18 protein-coding genes are annotated in these 18,077 nt (G+C 50.8%); 5 read left to right on the plus strand and 13 right to left on the minus strand.

The window, feature by feature from the left end; all coding sequences use genetic code 11:
• Positions 1 to 21 precede the first annotated feature (21 nt).
• From MKJ04_RS15230 to MKJ04_RS15275, 10 genes are all read right to left on the minus strand, one after another.
• On the minus strand, positions 22 to 1,653 hold the full coding sequence (locus tag MKJ04_RS15230) for a type I restriction-modification system subunit M (RefSeq protein ID WP_241642510.1): 1,632 nt from the start codon (positions 1,651 to 1,653) through the stop codon (positions 22 to 24).
• Positions 1,654 to 2,157: 504 nt separating this feature from the next.
• On the minus strand, positions 2,158 to 3,537 hold the full coding sequence (gene mnmE, locus MKJ04_RS15235; RefSeq protein WP_241642511.1) for a tRNA uridine-5-carboxymethylaminomethyl(34) synthesis GTPase MnmE: 1,380 nt from the start codon (positions 3,535 to 3,537) through the stop codon (positions 2,158 to 2,160).
• Positions 3,538 to 3,889: 352 nt separating this feature from the next.
• Positions 3,890 to 4,366 carry a thioredoxin family protein gene (locus tag MKJ04_RS15240; protein WP_241642512.1) on the minus strand — a complete coding sequence of 159 codons (477 nt, stop codon included), beginning with the start codon at positions 4,364 to 4,366 and terminating at the stop codon, positions 3,890 to 3,892.
• A 192-nt stretch (positions 4,367 to 4,558) separates the two neighbouring features.
• The gene (locus MKJ04_RS15245) at positions 4,559 to 5,437 is read right to left on the minus strand and encodes a metal ABC transporter permease (RefSeq protein WP_241642513.1); all 879 of its coding nucleotides are present in this window, start codon (positions 5,435 to 5,437) and stop codon (positions 4,559 to 4,561) included.
• Between the two features lie 80 nt (positions 5,438 to 5,517).
• Positions 5,518 to 6,801, minus strand: coding sequence for an iron chelate uptake ABC transporter family permease subunit (locus MKJ04_RS15250; RefSeq protein ID WP_241642514.1), 1,284 nt, complete (start codon positions 6,799 to 6,801; stop codon positions 5,518 to 5,520).
• 51 nt (positions 6,802 to 6,852) lie between these two features.
• Positions 6,853 to 7,647, minus strand: a complete 795-nt coding sequence (locus tag MKJ04_RS15255) for a metal ABC transporter ATP-binding protein (protein WP_241642515.1) — start codon at positions 7,645 to 7,647, stop codon at positions 6,853 to 6,855.
• A gap of 3 nt (positions 7,648 to 7,650) precedes the next feature.
• Positions 7,651 to 8,586: a metal ABC transporter solute-binding protein, Zn/Mn family gene (locus MKJ04_RS15260; RefSeq protein ID WP_241642516.1), complete on the minus strand. Its 936-nt coding sequence runs from the start codon at positions 8,584 to 8,586 to the stop codon at positions 7,651 to 7,653.
• 19 nt (positions 8,587 to 8,605) lie between these two features.
• On the minus strand, positions 8,606 to 9,262 hold the full coding sequence (locus MKJ04_RS15265) for a metal-dependent transcriptional regulator (RefSeq protein WP_241642517.1): 657 nt from the start codon (positions 9,260 to 9,262) through the stop codon (positions 8,606 to 8,608).
• Between the two features lie 108 nt (positions 9,263 to 9,370).
• Complete coding sequence (locus tag MKJ04_RS15270) at positions 9,371 to 10,369, minus strand: 3-oxoacyl-ACP synthase III family protein (protein WP_241642518.1); 999 nt, start codon at positions 10,367 to 10,369, stop codon at positions 9,371 to 9,373.
• 82 nt (positions 10,370 to 10,451) lie between these two features.
• Positions 10,452 to 11,582 (minus strand): glycosyltransferase, encoded by a 1,131-nt coding sequence (locus tag MKJ04_RS15275; RefSeq protein ID WP_241642519.1) that lies wholly within the window; start codon positions 11,580 to 11,582, stop codon positions 10,452 to 10,454.
• Between the two features lie 54 nt (positions 11,583 to 11,636).
• Between MKJ04_RS15275 and MKJ04_RS15280 the strand changes: the two genes are divergently transcribed.
• Positions 11,637 to 12,449, plus strand: coding sequence for a 2,3,4,5-tetrahydropyridine-2,6-dicarboxylate N-succinyltransferase (locus MKJ04_RS15280; protein ID WP_241642520.1), 813 nt, complete (start codon positions 11,637 to 11,639; stop codon positions 12,447 to 12,449).
• Between the two features lie 89 nt (positions 12,450 to 12,538).
• Here MKJ04_RS15280 and MKJ04_RS15285 read toward each other — a convergent pair whose 3' ends face one another.
• On the minus strand, positions 12,539 to 13,432 hold the full coding sequence (locus tag MKJ04_RS15285; protein WP_241642521.1) for a 3-hydroxybutyryl-CoA dehydrogenase: 894 nt from the start codon (positions 13,430 to 13,432) through the stop codon (positions 12,539 to 12,541).
• Positions 13,433 to 13,828: 396 nt separating this feature from the next.
• On the opposite strand from MKJ04_RS15285, the gene MKJ04_RS15290 reads away from it, so the two are divergent.
• Positions 13,829 to 13,981 (plus strand): lmo0937 family membrane protein, encoded by a 153-nt coding sequence (locus MKJ04_RS15290; RefSeq protein WP_139237079.1) that lies wholly within the window; start codon positions 13,829 to 13,831, stop codon positions 13,979 to 13,981.
• A gap of 64 nt (positions 13,982 to 14,045) precedes the next feature.
• Positions 14,046 to 14,195 (plus strand): lmo0937 family membrane protein, encoded by a 150-nt coding sequence (locus tag MKJ04_RS15295; protein WP_115566706.1) that lies wholly within the window; start codon positions 14,046 to 14,048, stop codon positions 14,193 to 14,195.
• Between the two features lie 75 nt (positions 14,196 to 14,270).
• On the opposite strand, the gene MKJ04_RS15300 is transcribed toward MKJ04_RS15295, so the two are convergent.
• Together MKJ04_RS15300 and MKJ04_RS15305 are read right to left on the minus strand one after the other, a co-directional pair.
• The gene (locus MKJ04_RS15300) at positions 14,271 to 14,993 is read right to left on the minus strand and encodes a hypothetical protein (protein ID WP_241642522.1); all 723 of its coding nucleotides are present in this window, start codon (positions 14,991 to 14,993) and stop codon (positions 14,271 to 14,273) included.
• A gap of 21 nt (positions 14,994 to 15,014) precedes the next feature.
• A complete protein-coding gene (locus MKJ04_RS15305) occupies positions 15,015 to 16,640 on the minus strand; it encodes an ABC-F family ATP-binding cassette domain-containing protein (protein WP_241642523.1) in 1,626 nt (541 codons plus the stop codon).
• A gap of 329 nt (positions 16,641 to 16,969) precedes the next feature.
• Between MKJ04_RS15305 and MKJ04_RS15310 the strand changes: the two genes are divergently transcribed.
• Together MKJ04_RS15310 and MKJ04_RS15315 are read left to right on the plus strand one after the other, a co-directional pair.
• Complete coding sequence (locus MKJ04_RS15310) at positions 16,970 to 17,440, plus strand: DUF4199 domain-containing protein (RefSeq protein ID WP_241642524.1); 471 nt, start codon at positions 16,970 to 16,972, stop codon at positions 17,438 to 17,440.
• Positions 17,441 to 17,492: 52 nt separating this feature from the next.
• A complete protein-coding gene (locus tag MKJ04_RS15315) occupies positions 17,493 to 17,951 on the plus strand; it encodes a DUF4199 domain-containing protein (protein WP_241642525.1) in 459 nt (152 codons plus the stop codon).
• Positions 17,952 to 18,077 lie beyond the last annotated feature (126 nt).

Raw genomic sequence — 18,077 nt, forward strand, 5'->3', positions numbered from 1 at the left:
ATTTTTTATACACCTATAGCTTTATACTACAAACCCAATCCCCTCCAGATTCTCGCGAATCCGCTTCTCCAGCAGGGCGCTTTCTTCAAACTGAGCGGCCAGTTCGGAGGTCAGCAACTTCATCTTCTCTTCAAACGGAACACCGTCGTCTTCCTCGGCTTCGGAGCCTACGTAGCGGCCCGGCGAGAGCACGTAGTTGTTGGCAGCCACCTCGGCTAAGGTAGCGGCCTTGCAGAAGCCTTCAACATCGGTATAGCTGCCGCCCAAGTTGCGCCAGGTATGATAGGTGTCGGCAATGCGGGCCACGTCGGCATCTTCGAACACACGCAGGCGGCTGGCCATGGTGCCCATTTTGCGGGCATCAATGAAGAGGATCTCGTTTTTGCGCTCGCGGTGCTCGCCGTCGCGTCCGTCGCGGTTCTTGCTCAATATAAATATACAGGCTGGTATACCGGTGGTCAGGAACAGCTTGTCGGGCATCTGCACGATGCAGTCTAGCATTCCGTCTTTAATCATGTGCTCGCGCACGTTCTTTTCGCCGGCGCTTCCAGTGGTCATGGCGCCGTTGGCCATCACCACGCCCGCCGTGCCGCGCTCGCTCAGGTGCTGCCACAGCGTCTGGAACCACATGTAATTGGCGTTGCCGGGGGTGGTAAAGATATCTTTGGCCCCGAAGAGGCGCGGGTTGTTATCGGGTAGAGCTGTGGTGACTTTACTGATGTTGAACGGCGGGTTCATGAGGGCGTAGTCGGCCTTCAGGTCGGGGAAGCGGTCCTGCAGCAGCGAGTCACCCAGCTTCACGTCGAAGGAGAGGTTGCGCAGCAGCAGGTTCATTTTGCAGAGGCGCAGCGTGCCTTCGTAGCGCTCCTGCCCGTAAATGGAGATGTCGTTTTTGTCTCCGCCGTGCGCCTGCAAAAACTTCAGGCTCTGCACAAACATACTACCCGAGCCGCAGGCCAGGTCCATGATGCGGCCCTTGAGCGGCTCCAGCATTTCCACGAGCAGCCGCACCACCGAGCCCGGCGTAAAGAACTGCCCCGCACCGGAGCCTTCGGCCATGGCAAACTTACCAATGTAGTACTCATACACGCGGCCGTAATTATCAGACTCGGGGTTGTTGATCTCGGAGAACTTCTCTTTGGAGAACAGGTTGATGAGCCCGGCCACCTGCGTAGGGGAGAGCTGGCTTTTCACGAAGATCGGCTCCAGCACACCTTTGTAGTCGGGGTTGCGCTTGGCCAGCAGCTCATCGAGCAGCACAAAGGCCTGGTCTACCTTCACTTTTATGTCGTCCTGCTCGGCATTCTCGCGCAGGTACTCCCAGGTGGCTTGGTGGGGCAAACGGTACACGTTCTTTACCTGGTACTCCAGCTCGTCTTCGAGTACCAATGCCAGTTGCTGCTGTTGTTCTTCGGGTGTTAGAGACGCAAAATAGTGCGTCTCTACGGGGTCAGTGAAAAGGGATTGCTGCAGTTCCTGCTTGCGCAGTTCGTAGCGCTCACTCAGGTGCTTTACAAACAGCAGCGAGAGCACGTAGTCTTTGTACTGGTTCTCGGCTACAGCGCCACGCAGCTCGTTGGCAGCATTCCAGAGTTCGTTTTCAAAATCTATATCCGCCTTTGCTTTGGCGGTGGGGGTGTTGTTAGTGGCCATGTAAGCTTGTAATCCATGTTAAAACAGAAGTACAAGGTATAGAAAATGGAAGAGAAATATATATATAATGCAAATTATTTATCCCTTCGTAGGGACAGGTCGCGACCTGTCCGAATCGTGCACAAGGTACATTATCTGAATCTGGGTTTTCGGGATGTATGGAGGAGCAGAGTGTTCTATAGCCAAGCTTGCCTGAATTTATACTTCTGATTGCATTGGCAGGCAGTCCTGGGGTCAGGTTATGGGGAGACTTGAAATCATAGCATCCGTTTTATTGCAGGCCATGCGTATTGGTGCGGTAACCATTTTGTTTTAGGCTCAGGTTTGTTGCGCGGACAGGTCGCGACCTGTCCCTACGAAGGAACGTATTTGTGGTGTGAATTTTTGGAATCTGGTAGCCATGGCGTTCGCATTCGCCATGAGGTTCTTTAGGGCAAGTGCGAATGCTGCGGGGGCATGATATCCTGTTGGTCCTTACATCCTGAAAACCCTGATTCTGACAATTTATTTGCCGATGCAAAACTTCGTAAAAATATTATCGAGCAAATCATCTGTGGTAATCTCCCCGGTAATTTCCCCTAAGCTATACAGTGCCCGGCGTATATCGGCGGCTACCAGATCGCCGCTCATACCCAGGGCAAGGCCGTTCAGCACATCATCCAGTGCAGCGTATGTTTTGTTGAGGCTGTCTACGTGGCGGAGGTTGGTGACGATGGTGTGTTGCTGCACGTTCAGCTTACCCAGGTTCACCTTCTCCACTAATCCCTGCTTCAGTTCCTCCAGGTGAGCCCCTTTGGCGGCAGAAATTGTGAGCAAACCTTCTATACTGTCAAACGCTTTCAGTTTTCCCGGCGTGGCCTGGTCTATTTTGTTGGCTACGGCTACAATAGGCATTTTCTTTGGGTTCAGCCTGTCCAACTCAGCCTGCACTTCTTCGGCCGTTACTTCGGTTATGTCGAAAAGGTAAATGATGAGCGACGACTGGCTGAGTTTCTGCATGGTGCGCTCCACGCCTAATGCCTCCACTTTATCCGTTGTCTCGCGCAGGCCAGCCGTGTCGATGAAGCGGAAGGTGATGCCCGAAATGTTGATCTCATCTTCGATGAAGTCGCGGGTGGTGCCCGGCACATCGGACACGATGGCTTTCTCTTCGTTCAGCAGCTTGTTTAGCAGCGTGGATTTGCCGGCGTTAGGCTTGCCCACAATCACGGTCGGGACGCCGTTCTTGATCACGTTGCCCAGCTCAAACGACTTCAGCAACTCCCGGATAATTCCCTGTATGTGCAGGATGAGGGTGCGCAGCTGCTCACGGTCAGCGAATTCGACATCCTCCTCGCCAAAGTCCAGCTCCAATTCTATCATCGAGGCAAAATGCACCAGTTCTCCGCGCAGCCGTTTTATTTCCTGCGAAAACCCGCCGCGCATCTGCTTCATCGCCACTTCGTGCGAGAGGGCTGAGTCGGAGGCAATGAGGTCAGCCACGGCCTCGGCTTGTGCCAGGTCAAACTGACCGTTCAGGAAGGCGCGTTTTGTAAATTCTCCGGCGTTGGCCAGACGGGCACCGTGCTTCAGCAGGAGCTGCATGATTTGCTGCACGATAAAGTCGGAGCCATGGCAGGAAATCTCCACCACATGCTCTTTGGTATAGGAGTGAGGCCCCATAAAAAGCGACACCAGCACTTCGTCCAAAACCTTGTCCGCGTCGCGGATGGTGCCGAAGTGGATGGTATGGCTTGCCTGAGTCGTAAGGTCCTTTCCCTTAAAAACGGTATTGGTGATGGTGATGGCCTCCGGGCCTGACAATCGGATGACGGCAATGGCTCCCACACCGGGGGCTGTAGCAACCGCGACAATGGTATCGTTGGAGAAATGGTGGTTTATCAAAACAGTAAATTTTTGCTGTATGCAATGCGCAAATTTACAATTTTAATAGGGGATATAATAGGGGAGTTTCCGGTTGATGTTTGAAGCAGCTTTCCCGAGTCCAACCACCCCCGGCCCCTCCTTGGCTAAGGAGGGGCGTTTTATTACTTCTTAAACCGTAGTAGCACTTAACTTGAGTTTATACCTAGATCAGCAAAATGAAAAGTCTGTCTTGTTACTAGGTACACTATAAAGCGTGAAGCTTGCCATAGTTTAAGCAAACGCCCCTCCTTAGACAAGCGAGAACGCGAGTTCGAAGCTTGCGAGCGTAGCTCTGAGGGGCAGGGGTGGTTGGATTAGGGAAATGTAAAGCCTACTTCGCCTGCTTCTCAAACTCTTTCCACGACATGTTCTGGTGGTAATTCTCGCCGAAATATTTCAGGATCTGGGTCATGTTTTTCGCATCGAGATAGCCAGGAACAGGGGAGAGCATGCCCAGTTCTTCGTCCAGGAAAACGGTGGTCGGGAAACTCAGCTGGCCGTTTAGCAGGGCCACTGCCAGTTCATGCGATTTGTACTCGGGTTTGTAGTTGAACGTCTGGCCTTTGATGGAAATGGGCTCTGTTCCCTCCGCATCCAGTTTCACAGCATAGAAATGCTGGTTGATGAGCGCGGCCACCCCCGGGTCGGTAAAGGTCTCCTTGTCCATCTTTTTGCACCAGCCGCACCAGTCGGTGTATACATCCACCAGCACTTTGCGGGGCTCGCGTTTCATGCGGGCTTCCGCCTGCTCTATCGTGAGCCATTTGATTTTCTCTGATGGATTTGGTGAATCAGCTCTTGCGTTCACAACTGTAACACTGCTAGACTGCTGCATCTCATGAGCAGCTGCATTTGACGTTGTGGCTGATGTGTACTTATTACAAGAACCAAGCGAGAGCAGTGCTAGAAAAGGAAGTATGGATAGTTTAGGAAACATGTCTTTTCTGAAATTTGAATACATTATTTGCAACACCAATAGCCAATTTAAGTTTCTTGTGTCTTAATGTTGTACAGGTTGCACAAGCTTTCTGTTGATCAGGATTCCCCGTGATGGAGAGAAAAGGAAAGCTAGTAAAAATTCAACACCTGTTATGGTAGCAATTGCACCAGCTATAGAACCATCCATCCAAACAGCCAGATAGTATCCTGCAAAGGAGGCTATTATACCTAGAGCAACAGACAGAACCAGCATGGTTTTGAAGTTATCAGTTAAGAGATATGCCGTAGCTGGAGGGGCAACCAGTAACGCTACCACAAGTATAGCGCCAACCGATTCGAATGAGGCGACCGTGGTTAACGAAACCGCCGTCATGAGCAGGTAGTACCAAAGCGATGTGGATACGCCAATAGCGGCTGCATAACCAGAGTCGAATGCTGTCAGGAAAAGCTCTTTGTAGCCAAATAGGATAAAGGCAATGATGAGAATCGTAACAAATCCTATGGTCCAGACTGTGCGTGGGCCAAGGCTGAGGCCACCTTCCGTTATCCATAAATCCAGCGGTACGTATGCTATCTCACCGTATAAAACGCAGTCCTGGTCCAGATCAACCTGCCCGGCAAATACCGAGATTAGTATAATGCCAATGGCAAATAACCAGGTAAATGTTACACCAATGGCTGCGTCAGATTGCACCCGGGCATATTTGTGGAAGAACTCGATCAGGAAAGTGGTTAGCACTCCTAATAGACCTGCACCGATAATCATTGGCACTGAATCGCGGGAGCCTGTAAGTAAAAAGGCAATCACAATGCCTGGCAGCACGGCATGCGAGATGGCGTCACCAATCATTGCCATCCGGCGCAAAATCAGGTAGCAGCCAAGCAAACTACAGCACGTAGCTACCAACGAACCAGTTAATATAATCCAGAATGCGTTCATGTTACTTTAATTTTGCCTTGTTGATTTTAAGCTGCACATCAATTTTAACCTACCGGAGATGCTTTACTAACTTAGAACTATCAAGGTATTTTAGAGCTGTGTGGGTCCAGTATCGGGAAGTTTAGTTCTACCAATAGCCGCTTCTCCAGTTCGGGTGTAATAATATGTTCGATGGTTTCTGCGTCTTCATGCACGTGGTCAGAGGCCAAGTGTAAATATTGCGTAAGGTATAATTCCCATAACCTGTGAAGTCTAACGACTCTTCTACCTCGGGTTATACCCTCAGCAGTTAAAACCCAACCGTCCTTTATTTTTTCCAGATATCCCTGCGACTTTAATTTCGCCAATCCTGAAGCAGCTTCTTTTACCGGAAAAGAGCGTTTATCCAGCAACTCGTGCATGGGGCGCGGTGTATGAAAATCCTGCTTGTTTTCGCTAAGCTGGTATAGTAGTTTTAAGAGGTTTTCCTCTAGTATCCGTTTCTTGTTCAGGCGTTGGCGCACGATGCGGGCTATCCAACCTTTGTTAGGAGCAAAGGCAAAGGAGAAGGTCGCGATAAGAGACACAATTAAAACAATCCATGGCCCGGTAGGCATAGCAGGGGCAGTGTATGATACAAAAGCGCCTGAAACACCTGAGATGGCACCTATAACCGCTGCCAACACCAACATCACCCCAAGTTTGTCTGTCCAGAAACGGGCTGCCGCCGCAGGTGTAATAAGCATCGCCGCCATAAGCACAACCCCCACAGCCTGAATGCCAACTACCACAGCCAGAACAGTAAGTGTCGTTAACAGTAGCTCTAACCCTCTTACCGGAAAGCCAATAGTTTTGGCATATACCTCATCAAAGCATAGCAGCTTTAGCTCTTTGTAAAAAACCACAGTGGCAGTTAGCAGCAATACAGCAACTATACTGAAGATGATCAGGTCTTCGCCAACAAGCGATGCGGCATTACCAAACAAGAACTTATCTAAACCACTTTGCGCTGCATTACCCGAGTGCTGAATGGAGGTAAGCAAAAGTATACCTATCCCGAAGAAAACAGATAAGACCAAACCGATAGCTGTGTCTTCTTTAATGCGCGACTTTGCTGTGATAAAATCAATGATGATAAGGGATAACCATCCCGTTATAAACGCGCCAATTAAAAGTATAAGTGGGTTTTTAGTGCCCGAAAGTATAAACGCAAGGCATACACCGGGTAATACGGCATGGGCCACGGCATCGCCGACCAATGCCCGTTTGCGGAGTAACGTAAAACAACCTACCACAGCAGAGCTTCCAGCCAGCAGCACTGAGCCTAGTGTTACGAAACGAACATTAGCATCGGCAAAGGAGAAGAATTCAAAAAATTCCTTCATGGGGTTATTTAAAAGTGAAGCTTTAAGATGCAGGTGATACTATATGCATTATTACCTCTGTTTCTCTCTCGACGGAAATTCCTGTTTCTGAAGTAGGTCGCCTACTTTGCTTAAAACAGTTAATTTACCGCCATACGTTTGTTCCAGTAATTCTTGCGTAAGCACTTTCTCTGTTGGTCCGGAGCCTACCAGTCGCATGTTCAGTAATACTACCCAGTCGAAGTAATCGGCTGCGGATTGCAGGTCATGGTGAACCACAATAACCGTTTTGCCCTGGTCTCGCATAGTGCGAAGCAATTCTATAATAGCTGTTTCGGTAGCGATATCTACACCGGCAAAGGGCTCATCCATAAAGTATAGATCAGCATTTTGTGCTAAAGCCCTTGCCAGGAAAACACGCTGTTGCTGTCCGCCTGATAATTGGGATATCTGGCGTTGCGCGTAAGATTGCATCCCCACTTTCTCCAGTGCTTCCATGGCCGCATCTTTATCAGCCTTTCGCGGCCTGCTAAAAAGCCCAAGGTTTCCGTAGCGGCCCATAAGTACCACATCAAAAACCGAGGCCGGAAAATCCCAGTCTACAGATTCACGTTGCGGCACATAGCTTATTCTTTTTCGGACTTCATTAATGGGCTTATCGAAAATGCGCACATAACCGCTACCCGTAGGCAGCAGGTCCATCATCGCTTTGATGAGTGTGGATTTACCAGCACCGTTAGGGCCAATGACGCCTACCAACGAGCCGGCAGGTATCGTCAGGTCTATTCCCCATAAAACGGGCTTGCGATCATAACTTACTGTCAGGTCGTGTACTTCTACAACAGGATTATCTACTTGGAGTATCATGGCTTATTTTAAAGAAGATACAATGGTGTTCACGTTGTGGCGAACCATTCCGATATAGGTGCCCTCTGGAGTGCCGTCTTCGCCTAAGGCATCGGAATATAAAGTGCCGCCAATTTTAACGTTGTGGCCTTTTTGCTCACTACCTATAACTACAGCCTCAATAGCCTTCGGCGAAACCGATGACTCTACAAACACAGCCTTAATCTTATTCTGTGCAATATAGTTTACCAAAGAGGCCACATCCTGCAAACCAAATTCAGACACAGTTGAAATGCCTTGCAGGCCCCGCACATCTATTTTATAAGCATCTCCGAAATACCCAAAAGCATCGTGTGCTGTAATTAGTATGCGTTGGTTTTCAGGGATAGAGGCAATTTCCTGGCTTACCCACTGGTTTAATTCGTCTAACTGTTTCAGGTAGGCGGCTGAGTTTTGTTTGTAAACAGCTGCGTTAGCAGGGTCCTTTTTTTGAAATTCTTCGCTTAAGTGCTGTACAACTTCTTTCCAAAGCATAACATCAAACCAGATGTGCGGGTCATGGCTATCCTGAAACTGTGGCGAACGTCTTAATTTATCTTCCGCTATACTTTCTGCTCCGGCCAACACTGTTTTCTGTCTGCTAAGCTTCTCCAGAACTTCTCCCATTTTACCCTCCAGATGTAGGCCATTATATACCACAACATCCGCATTGGTGAGCTTTTGAAGATCACCTTGTGTGGCTTTGTATAAGTGCGGATCTACACCGCTGCCCATAATGGCTTCTACATCAGCTGCATCTCCAATAATATTAACAACGGCATCTTTCAGAATACTGGTAGTGGTTACAATTTTCATTCGTTCACCTGTTTGTACCGCGCCTTTGTCTTCGGTTTGGGTGCAGGCCGAAGTAAACAGCGCTAGTAAGGCAAAAAATGAAAATAGAAGTTGGGTGAATCTCATGGTTAGTTGAAAAGTACTGTTAAGCAGACAGGAAAATGTTCTTGGAAACCTCGCTGGACACTACCAGCCTTTTATCGTCCTCCAAACTGATCTCCAGGGAATTGTCATACCCAAACCGGTCGAGCACCATGATTCTGGAGCCCAGGGAAATCCCCATTTTGTCGAGGTACTGCAGGAAAAGCGGCTGCGAGTCGTTCACGCCCACCACCACGCCACCGTCGTTTACCTCCAGCTCGGCAAGCAGGCGCTGCTTTTTCAGGTGCAGTTCGCCGTTCTCCGTCGGGATCGGGTCTCCGTGTGGGTCGAACTGCGGATGGCCCAGGAATTCATCCAGCCGCTTGGTCAGCAGCGACGAGCCGACATGCTCCAACTCCTCTGCCACGTCATGCACCTCGTCCCAGCTAAACTTCAGTTTCTCTACCAGGAAAACCTCCCAAAGCCGGTGCTTCCGGATAACCTGCAGCGCCACGCGCTTGCCCTCGTCGGTGAGCGATACGCCCCGGTACTTTACATAATTTACCAGCTCTTTGGCGCTCAACTTCCGCAGCATGTCGGTAACAGAAGCTGCCTTGGTGTCCAGCGCCTCCGCTATGGCATTGGTGTTCACTTCCTGCGTCCCGTTCTCAGAAAGTTTGAAAATGTTCTTGATGTAATTCTCCTCTGTGAAGCTATGCACACGCTTGATTCTGAATGGTTGAATAAATGAATGACTGAATTTTGAAATGGTGTACCCGATGTTGTAGCTATAACCGTGTTCAAAATCCAGTCATTTAAAAATTGATGCCTACCAGCGGATCAGGGCCGAGGCCCAGGTAAAGCCGCTTCCGAAGGCAGCCAGGCATACCAGGTCGCCTTCCTTGATGCGGCCTTCCTCCAGGGCCTCGCTCAGGGCGATGGGCACCGAGGCAGCCGTGGTATTGCCGTACTTGTGGATGTTGCTGAACACGCGCTCGGCGGGCAAGCCCATTTTCTGCTGGATGTATGAGGTGATGCGCAGATTCGCCTGGTGCGGAATCAGCATGTCGATGTCCTCTGGTTTATACCCGTTTTTCTGCAAGGCCTCCTGTATCACCTCCGGGAAGCGGGTGACGGCATGCTTGAACACCGTGTTTCCGTTCATGTAGGGGTAAATCGAGCCATTGTCGATCATCTCATGGGTCAGGCGCTCTTTCTTGTTCGTGTCCGGGGCCAGCACGGCCAATTCCTCGGCAAACTCACCGTCTGCGTGCAAGTGTGTGGAGAGGATACCGTGGTCCTTGCTGTCGGACGGCCTGAGCACAACGGCACCAGCTCCGTCGCCGAAGATAACCGAAACGCCACGGCCCCGGGTAGAGAAGTCCAGTCCGCTGGAATGGATCTCGGCACCCACCACCAGCACGGTGTCATACATACCGGTCTTGATGAATTGATCGCCAACAGACAAGGCATATATAAAGCCGGAGCACTGGTTGCGCACGTCCAGGGCAGGGATGTCCTTCAGGCCGAGTTCACGCTGCATCAGCACGCCCGACCCAGGGAATGTATAGTCCGGGCTCAGGGTGGCGAAGATGATCATGTCCACGTCCTTCGGCTCCAGCCCAGCTTTTTTCAGAGCCCTGCGGGAGGCCTCAGCCCCCATGTTGGCGGTCGTGTCTATACCCTCCTGAAAGTAGCGGCGCTCCACGATACCGGTTCTTTCCCGAATCCATTCATCCGAGGTGTCCATTATCTTCTCCAGATCCTTGTTTGTCACTACCTGGTCAGGCACATAATGTCCGACGCCTGCAATTTTAGCGTTACGCATATGTTTTCTAGTTAATTTTATAAATGTAAGAGTTTTAAATCGAAATTTAGATACATCTAAAAATAAAATTTAAGATGTATGGTTATTGATGAAGCAACTGCCGCATCACCGTAAGCAGTTTTTTTTCTTCACTATCCCAGAATACGCCGGACGGCACGCCGGGTTCATAAAACTGTTGCTTCCTGAGTTCACGGAGAAGCGCGGAGGAGTCCGGCGCGGTATAATCAATAGCTATACCTGCCTGATGTGCCTTGAGAAAGGCGTCCCAGAGTGGGTTCTGCTGCACGACCATAGGGAGGGCGTGGGCAGCATACTCATACAGCTTGGTGGGCATACAGCGGAACGTGCTCTCGTGCGGCTGATACGGCATCAGCGCTACATCATGAGTTTTAAAAGCCTCCACGATTTGCTGATGCGGCACGAGTGTGCCCCCGCCAATGAGGGTTAGGTATGGCCTGTCCTCTGCCAATTGTTCAATTTGCCGCAACGTGTCGCTATCAGCGCAGTAGCCGATCAGCGTCAGGCTGGTTCCGGGCTCCAGCTGGTATAGCGCATCGGCCAGCGCAATTGCCTCGAACACGCCATACAGCCGGGCCATTGTGCCCGTGTACAGCAGGCGCAGCGGATCTGGCCCAACCTGGGTCGGAGTGGGAGGTATACGGTAGGTTGGCGCTGGCTTGTACTTATTTTCAAGGAGGGTATGGCGACGGCCCAAAAAGGGTAGCTCCTGCACGTAACTCTGCTCGGCCACCAGAAAGTGCGCCACATGCCGGGCAAGGCGCCGCTCCAGCATACCCACTCCCCAGCCAAGTGCTTTTTTGAGCAGCGGCGCATAGTTGTCCTGCGAGGCGAGGTTTAGCGCGTAGTTTTCCTGCACATCATACACTAACTGGCACGAATGCCGTTGGCAATACAGGTGGTTGGCCAGCAGCAGCTCGTGTGTGCAGACAATGATGAGGTCGGGCTTTAGCTGGCGCAGCAGCCGGTAGTAGGCGAACTGGGCGGCAACCCGCCCGAGGCTCAGTCGCCTGAACCTGAAAAGGGGGTGGAAGCGCATGTTTGCCGGAGCGCCGGGAGGGGAGGGGGCCTGAAACCCGACGAGGTGCACCTGCACCTGCGGCAGCAGGCTCAGCGATACGCCCAGCTTTTCATACATGCGGGTATCGTTAATGGGCTTGAGCAACGAAGCAATCAGGATTCTCTTTTCAGACATCGCATAAATTTAATACTTTTGGGTATTATTAGTAAATCAACTTAACAGACAGACATGGAGCTTAGAAACATAATTGAGCAAGCCTGGGACAACCGAGAGTTGCTAAAGGAGAGCACAACCGTAGAGGCCATCCGCGCCGTGATTGAGGACCTGGACAAGGGCCTTCTGCGTGTGGCAGAGCCCAAGGGAGATGATTGGGTGGTGAACGAATGGGTGAAGAAGGCGGTGCTGCTGTACTTCCCGATTCAGGCGATGAAGACGATAGAAGTGGGGCCGTTTGAGTTTCATGACAAGATTGCCCTTAAGCGCAACTATGAGCAACTCGGTGTGCGCGTGGTGCCGCACGCAGTGGCGCGCTACGGGTCGTTCCTGAACAGAGGTGTTGTGATGATGCCTTCCTACGTGAACATTGGCGCATACGTAGACTCGGGTACGATGGTGGATACCTGGGCCACCGTGGGCAGCTGTGCACAGGTCGGTAAAAATGTGCACCTGAGCGGCGGTGTAGGGCTCGGCGGCGTGCTGGAGCCTGTGCAGGCGGCTCCGGTTATTATCGAGGACGGCGCCTTTATAGGTTCGCGCAGTATCCTGGTAGAGGGTTGCCGCATTGGCAAAGAGGCTGTGATCGGGGCAGGGGTGACCATTACGGGCAGCTCTAAAATCTTTGACGTGACGGGCACGGAAGAGAAGATTTACAAAGGGTATGTGCCGCCGCGCTCCGTGGTGATCCCGGGGTCATACACCAAGAAATTTCCGGCTGGCGAGTTCCAGGTGCCTTGTGCCCTCATTATCGGGCAGCGCAAAGAAAGCACGGACCTGAAGACATCGCTGAACGATGTGCTGCGCGACCACGCCATGGCCGTGTAAACTCATTCTTTAGCATCATAAAGAGGCCTCTGCCGGATTTCCGGCAGAGGCCTCTTTATATATAGGTGTCGGTAAAGTTTATACCCTGATCAGTGCTTCCTGAATCTGTCGGCCACCACGAGCTCTTTAGAGCCTTTTGCCCAGTTGTAAAAGCCCTGGCCAGACTTGGCTCCTTTGTGGCCTGCCTGTACCATGTTCACCAGCAGGGGGCACGGCGCATACTTGGGGTTGCCAAAACCGTCGTGGAGCACATGCAGGATAGAAAGGCACACGTCCAGCCCGATGAAATCGGCAAGCTGCAAAGGGCCCATCGGATGCGCCATACCCAGCTTCATGATCGTGTCTATTTCCTCAACCCCGGCCACACCTTCAAACAGAGTATAGATGGCCTCGTTGATCATTGGCATCAGGATGCGGTTGGCCACAAAGCCCGGGTAGTCATTTGCCTCGGCGGGCACCTTGCCCAACTCTCTGGAGAGTGCCACGATCTTCTCCGTCACCTCATCCGAGGTCGCGTAGCCGCGGATGACTTCCACGAGTTTCATCACGGGTACCGGGTTCATGAAGTGCATGCCAATCACTTTGTCGGGGCGGTCAGTAACCGCGGCGATCTTGGTGATGGAGATAGAGGAGGTGTTGGAGGCAAGTATGGCCTCGGGCTTTGCAAATTCGCTCAGATTGCGGAATATCTTCAGTTTGAGTTCCTCGTTCTCGGTGGCGGCCTCCACTACCAGATCCACGTCCTGCACACCATCCTGCATACTGGTATAAGTTGTGATGTGCTGTAGGGTCTGGGCTTTCTGCTCATCCGTCAGGTTTCCCTTGGCAACAATTCTGTCCAGGTTTTTGGTTATGGTGCCGACAGCTTTCTGCAACGCCTCCTCAGAAATATCAATCAACGAAACGGAAAAGCCGTTCTGGGCGAACACATGCGCAATGCCGTTGCCCATGGTGCCGGATCCAATAACTGCGATTTTTTTCATAGGTCTGCTTTTGGGTATTGTTTAGAGCACAAAGCTAACAATTTCGGAAGTTTTATCCGGTGGACACCCTGGTATCTTAGAATTCTTAAATCTACGGCCGGCTCATTAACGCATGCAAATCGGGTGATAAGGCCTGTGTGTTAGATAATTGCGGTAGGGTAAAAGCAAATAAAGGCTTTTTTTAAGGGCTCTAACATGTTAAGTATGAGCGACAAATGAGGTTTATTAACCTGATTTTTCGTTAATCATTCACTTTGTTATATAAACTAATAGATTAATATAAATCTTTTATAAAGACGTGCCGTAAAAAGCAGTAATTAATGAAAAATACAACAACAGAGGCAATTTCACCCTTACACGGAGTTGTCTCGCTTTAAAAGGCTAAACGCTAAAACTATGGGAAATTTACTTTACATCATCGCAGTAGTACTTGTGATATTTTGGCTGATCGGATTTTTGGGTTTCCCCGATGCCGTTGGTGGAATCATTCACGTGCTGCTCGTGATTGCGGTAATTGCAGTGTTGCTTCGCCTTATACGAAGTGCTTAACTTAAACCGCTAACCTGCGTAATACATTTCAAATAAAACTAGAACACACTAAACAAATAAAACTATGGGAAATTTATTGTATATCATCGCTGTAGTGCTTGTAATCATCTGGCTGATCGGTTTCTTAGGATTTCCTGATGCCGTTGGAGGCCTGATTCATATTCTACTGGTGATTGCCATCATTGTAGTATTGCTACGACTCATACGGGGCTAGAGCCCAAAAAAATAGCACAATAAAAAAGCGGCTGTCAGTTATCTGACAGCCGCTTTTTTATTGTGCTATTTTAAACTATCTGCTGGTCAACGGTATATTGAAGCCCACCCGAATCACAGGATTACTGTAGGGGTTTCCGATAACCTCGCTGTTTGCATTATACAACAACAGCATATCCACTGAGGCCTTGTCGCTGATGAACTGCCGGTAGCCAAGGCCCACCAACGGGAGCGTGAGGGTGGTGCGGTCATTGCCAATAGTGCCTCTCTGATTCTCGAATTTTGTATTCAGGAACTCCACTTCCGCATGGCCGAGCACGGCGCCATCACCTATAGAGAAAAGCTCCAGCTGTGTGAAGACACGTCCCCCGTAACTGCTGTAGGCGCTACCGAGGTATTTTATATAGTGGTACACGAAGCCCGTGCCGATGCTGAATTTGTCCGTGACCTTATACCCTATAATCGGGAGCAACGAGATGTTGGTATACGTGCCAAACTGCAGGCCAAAACTTCCGCCAACATACATGCGGTCGATATGCCGCAACGGCATATCGACTTTTTCCTGTTCTTCTAAGCGGCCAGAGGTTTCAGGGGTTTCAGGTTGTGGCACCGGGCGCGGTTCAGGCTGACGTTGCGGTGGCCTTGGCTGCTCTACAGGCATGGGAGGGCCCGTGGGCAGTTCCTGTTTCTGTTGCTGCGTAGAGTCAGGCACCACCTGCGCCTGCGCCGTAAAGTTTCCGGCCAAAAATAGCAGAAGCGCCACAGAGAATACGGATGAAAATCGCCAGTTCAAGTGCATCGTTTAGGTATTGGGTTAGGGTCAGACCATTTCGGTGGCATACATCTTCTTGCGCAGCTCCCGGATGGTGTCGTCAGACAGGTACTCTTCGTAAGACATGCGCTTGTCGATGATGCCGCTCGGTGTGAGCTCCAGAATACGGTTGGCAATCGTATCCACAAACTGCAAGTCATGGGAAGAGAACAGGATCGTGCCGTCGAAGTCGCGCAGGGCGTTGTTAAGCGCCGTGATCGATTCCAGGTCGAGGTGATTGGTAGGCTCGTCAAAAACCAACACGTTGCCAGACTGTAGCATCATGCGCGAGAACATGCAACGCACTTTCTCACCACCCGACAGCACATTGGCCTGCTTCAGCGACTCTTCGCCTGAAAAGAGCATGCGTCCCAGAAAGCCACGGATGAAGCTCTCGTCCTTTTCAACCGAGAACTGACGCAGCCAGTCTACCAGGTTCAGCTTCGTCTCAAAAAACTCAGCGTTGTCTTTCGGGAAGAAAGAGGCTGTGATAGTAGTGCCCCACTGATACTCGCCCGCGTCCTGCTTCACCTCATCCATGATCACCTGGAAAAAAGTAGAGGCGGCCAGGTCGTTTCGACCGAGCACGGCAATTTTGTCCCCTTTGTTCACCATCAGGTTCACGCCCTGAAAAATAGTGGTGCCGTCGATCGACTTGCTCAGGCCCTCCACATTCAGCAGCTGGTTGCCCGCTTCGCGCTCCGGCTTGAACGCGATGTATGGGTACTTGCGGGAGGAAGGCTTGATGTCTTCGAAGGTAAGTTTCTCGAGCAGTTTGGAACGGGAGGTTGCCTGCTTCGATTTGGACGCGTTGGCACTGAAACGGCGGATGAACTCCTCCAGTTCCTTGCGCTTTTCATCGGTCTTTTTATTGGCGTCTGAGCGTTGCTTCAGCGCGAGCTGGCTCGACTCATACCAGAAGCTGTAGTTACCGGCAAACATCTGAATCTTACCGAAGTCGATGTCTGCCACGTGCGTACACACGGCATCCAGAAAGTGGCGGTCGTGTGACACCACGATCACTGTGTTCTTGAAGTTGTCGAGGAAGTTTTCGAGCCACATGATCGACTCTGCGTCCAGGTGGTTGGTTGGCTCATCAAGCAGCAGGATATCCGGGTTGCCGAACAAGGCCTGGGCCAGCAGCACGCGTACTTTCTCGCTACCGCTCAAGTCTTTCATCTGGGCATAATGCAGCTCCTCGCTGATGCCGAGGCCACTGAGAAGCTCGGCTGCCTCATATTCGGCGTTCCATCCCTCCAGGTCGGCAAACTCGCCCTCCAGCTCGGCGGCACGCAGTCCGTCGGCCTCCGAGAAATCCGGCTTGGCATACACGGCGTCTTTTTCCTGCATGATGGCATGCAGGCGCTTGTGGCCCATGATCACCGTCTGCAGCGCCTGATACTCGTCGTACTCGAAGTGGTTCTGCTTCAGGATAGCCAGGCGCGCATTAGCCGGAATATCGACAGTGCCCGTGTTGGGGTCTATCTCACCGGAGAGGATTTTGAGGAACGTGGATTTTCCGGCCCCGTTGGCCCCAATAAGGCCATAGCAGTTGCCGGGAACGAATTTTATGGTAACATCTTCAAATAATGTGCGCTTGCCGTAAGCCAAGCTGACATTGTTCGTACTGATCATAGAAGCTTTTTTGTGGGTATGAAAACTGATACGGGTGCAAAGTTACAAAATAAATCGTGGTTTAGCGCTTATCGGGCACATCCAGGGGTATAGTTTGCTTTGCGAAATAGGCCCTGCATATGTTTCAGATTCAGTAACTTGGGTCGCTTGCGCCAAAAAACATGTTGTAAAGCACAACGCCATGCCTGATTCTTTAGTATATAATTTTGATAATATACGATTGGCCTGCTACTAGCGGCAGCTTACCAGTGTAAGCCGCCACTATTTAACCAATTGTACTCCTAATCTGTTCCTAAAAAAACTATTGAACTAAACTAAAAACATCAAATATGGCATCATCTACCGTTACTTACCAAAGTGTGGCTATCAAGTATGGTATTCTGGTGGGTCTGGCTCACATCGTTTATTTTATCCTGATGTGGGTGTTGGGCTTAATCGAAAATATTGAGTTGTCTTTTATCAGCGGCCTTTTCTTGGTTATCGGCATCAGTGTCGCTATCTCCCGTTTCAAGCGTATGCGCAACGGCATTGTCCCTTATTTCGAGGGGCTGGGCATCGGGGCCACGGTGGGGGTGGTCTCTTCCGTTATCCTGGCGCTTTTCCTGATGGTATTCCTGACCGCCTTCCGGACAGGCTATATTGAAAACCTGCAGGCAAGCGCTTTATTCCCTGACAGCCTCACAAAGCTCTCGCTTTTTGTACTGACAATATTGTATGGAGCCGTGCCCGGCCTGCTGATCGCGTTTATCGCCATGCAGTGGTTTAAGCGGCGCGACCATTCCATGCCCGGCCAAATGTAGCTAGCAGCAAGGTTTACCTGAACTTTTTTGAAAAATACCACGAAACCAAACCATGGAAAAAATCGGCTTTAAATACGGACTCCTTACGGCTGCCGGCCTGGTCGCGTATTTTCTGCTGATGAATATGCTGGGGTTGGTGCATATCGTTGAGCTACGCTTTTTGAACGGCATTATCCTCGCAGTTGGGATTGTGCTGGCCATAAAAGGCTACAAGCGGGCTTCTGGAGGCCAGATCGGCTATTTCAAAGGGATTGGAACCGGTATGATTACCTCTGTTACGGCCACTGTGCTGTTTGCGGTCTTTATGGTGGCGTATGCTAAAATCTCTGGCGAAGCGCTCATCCAAATGCTGTCGTCAAACCAATATCTGGGAGAGATGGTGACCGCGACCCCGGGTATCGTCATTTTTTCGGTGCTGATGCTGGAGGGGGTTATTTCCGGGTTTATGATCTCCTTTATCGCGATGCAGTATTTTAAGCGCGACGACTACAAAGTGCCCAACAGTCCCTGAGTAGCATCAGGTTGGTGCGGCACAAGCAAAGAGGCCCGGCTGCGATTGCAGCCGGGGCCCCGGGGGGGGGGGGCCGCGGTGGTTTTAAAAAAAAGGTGCCGGCCCCGGGGAAACTTATGAAACCCC

It is taken from the genome of Pontibacter sp. E15-1, from assembly GCF_022601975.1.
Lineage (GTDB): Bacteria > Bacteroidota > Bacteroidia > Cytophagales > Hymenobacteraceae > Pontibacter.

Coding starts and splice junctions, on each gene's coding strand:
- MKJ04_RS15230 (WP_241642510.1), bottom strand. CDS start 1,653: ATGGCCACTAACAACACCCCCACCGCCAAAGCAAAGGCGGATATAGAT.
- MKJ04_RS15245 (WP_241642513.1), bottom strand. CDS start 5,437: ATGAACGCATTCTGGATTATATTAACTGGTTCGTTGGTAGCTACGTGC.
- MKJ04_RS15250 (WP_241642514.1), bottom strand. CDS start 6,801: ATGAAGGAATTTTTTGAATTCTTCTCCTTTGCCGATGCTAATGTTCGT.
- MKJ04_RS15255 (WP_241642515.1), bottom strand. CDS start 7,647: ATGATACTCCAAGTAGATAATCCTGTTGTAGAAGTACACGACCTGACA.
- MKJ04_RS15260 (WP_241642516.1), bottom strand. CDS start 8,586: ATGAGATTCACCCAACTTCTATTTTCATTTTTTGCCTTACTAGCGCTG.
- MKJ04_RS15270 (WP_241642518.1), bottom strand. CDS start 10,369: ATGCGTAACGCTAAAATTGCAGGCGTCGGACATTATGTGCCTGACCAG.
- MKJ04_RS15275 (WP_241642519.1), bottom strand. CDS start 11,582: ATGTCTGAAAAGAGAATCCTGATTGCTTCGTTGCTCAAGCCCATTAAC.
- MKJ04_RS15280 (WP_241642520.1), top strand. CDS start 11,637: ATGGAGCTTAGAAACATAATTGAGCAAGCCTGGGACAACCGAGAGTTG.
- MKJ04_RS15285 (WP_241642521.1), bottom strand. CDS start 13,432: ATGAAAAAAATCGCAGTTATTGGATCCGGCACCATGGGCAACGGCATT.
- MKJ04_RS15290 (WP_139237079.1), top strand. CDS start 13,829: ATGGGAAATTTACTTTACATCATCGCAGTAGTACTTGTGATATTTTGG.
- MKJ04_RS15295 (WP_115566706.1), top strand. CDS start 14,046: ATGGGAAATTTATTGTATATCATCGCTGTAGTGCTTGTAATCATCTGG.
- MKJ04_RS15300 (WP_241642522.1), bottom strand. CDS start 14,993: ATGCACTTGAACTGGCGATTTTCATCCGTATTCTCTGTGGCGCTTCTG.
- MKJ04_RS15305 (WP_241642523.1), bottom strand. CDS start 16,640: ATGATCAGTACGAACAATGTCAGCTTGGCTTACGGCAAGCGCACATTA.
- MKJ04_RS15310 (WP_241642524.1), top strand. CDS start 16,970: ATGGCATCATCTACCGTTACTTACCAAAGTGTGGCTATCAAGTATGGT.
- MKJ04_RS15315 (WP_241642525.1), top strand. CDS start 17,493: ATGGAAAAAATCGGCTTTAAATACGGACTCCTTACGGCTGCCGGCCTG.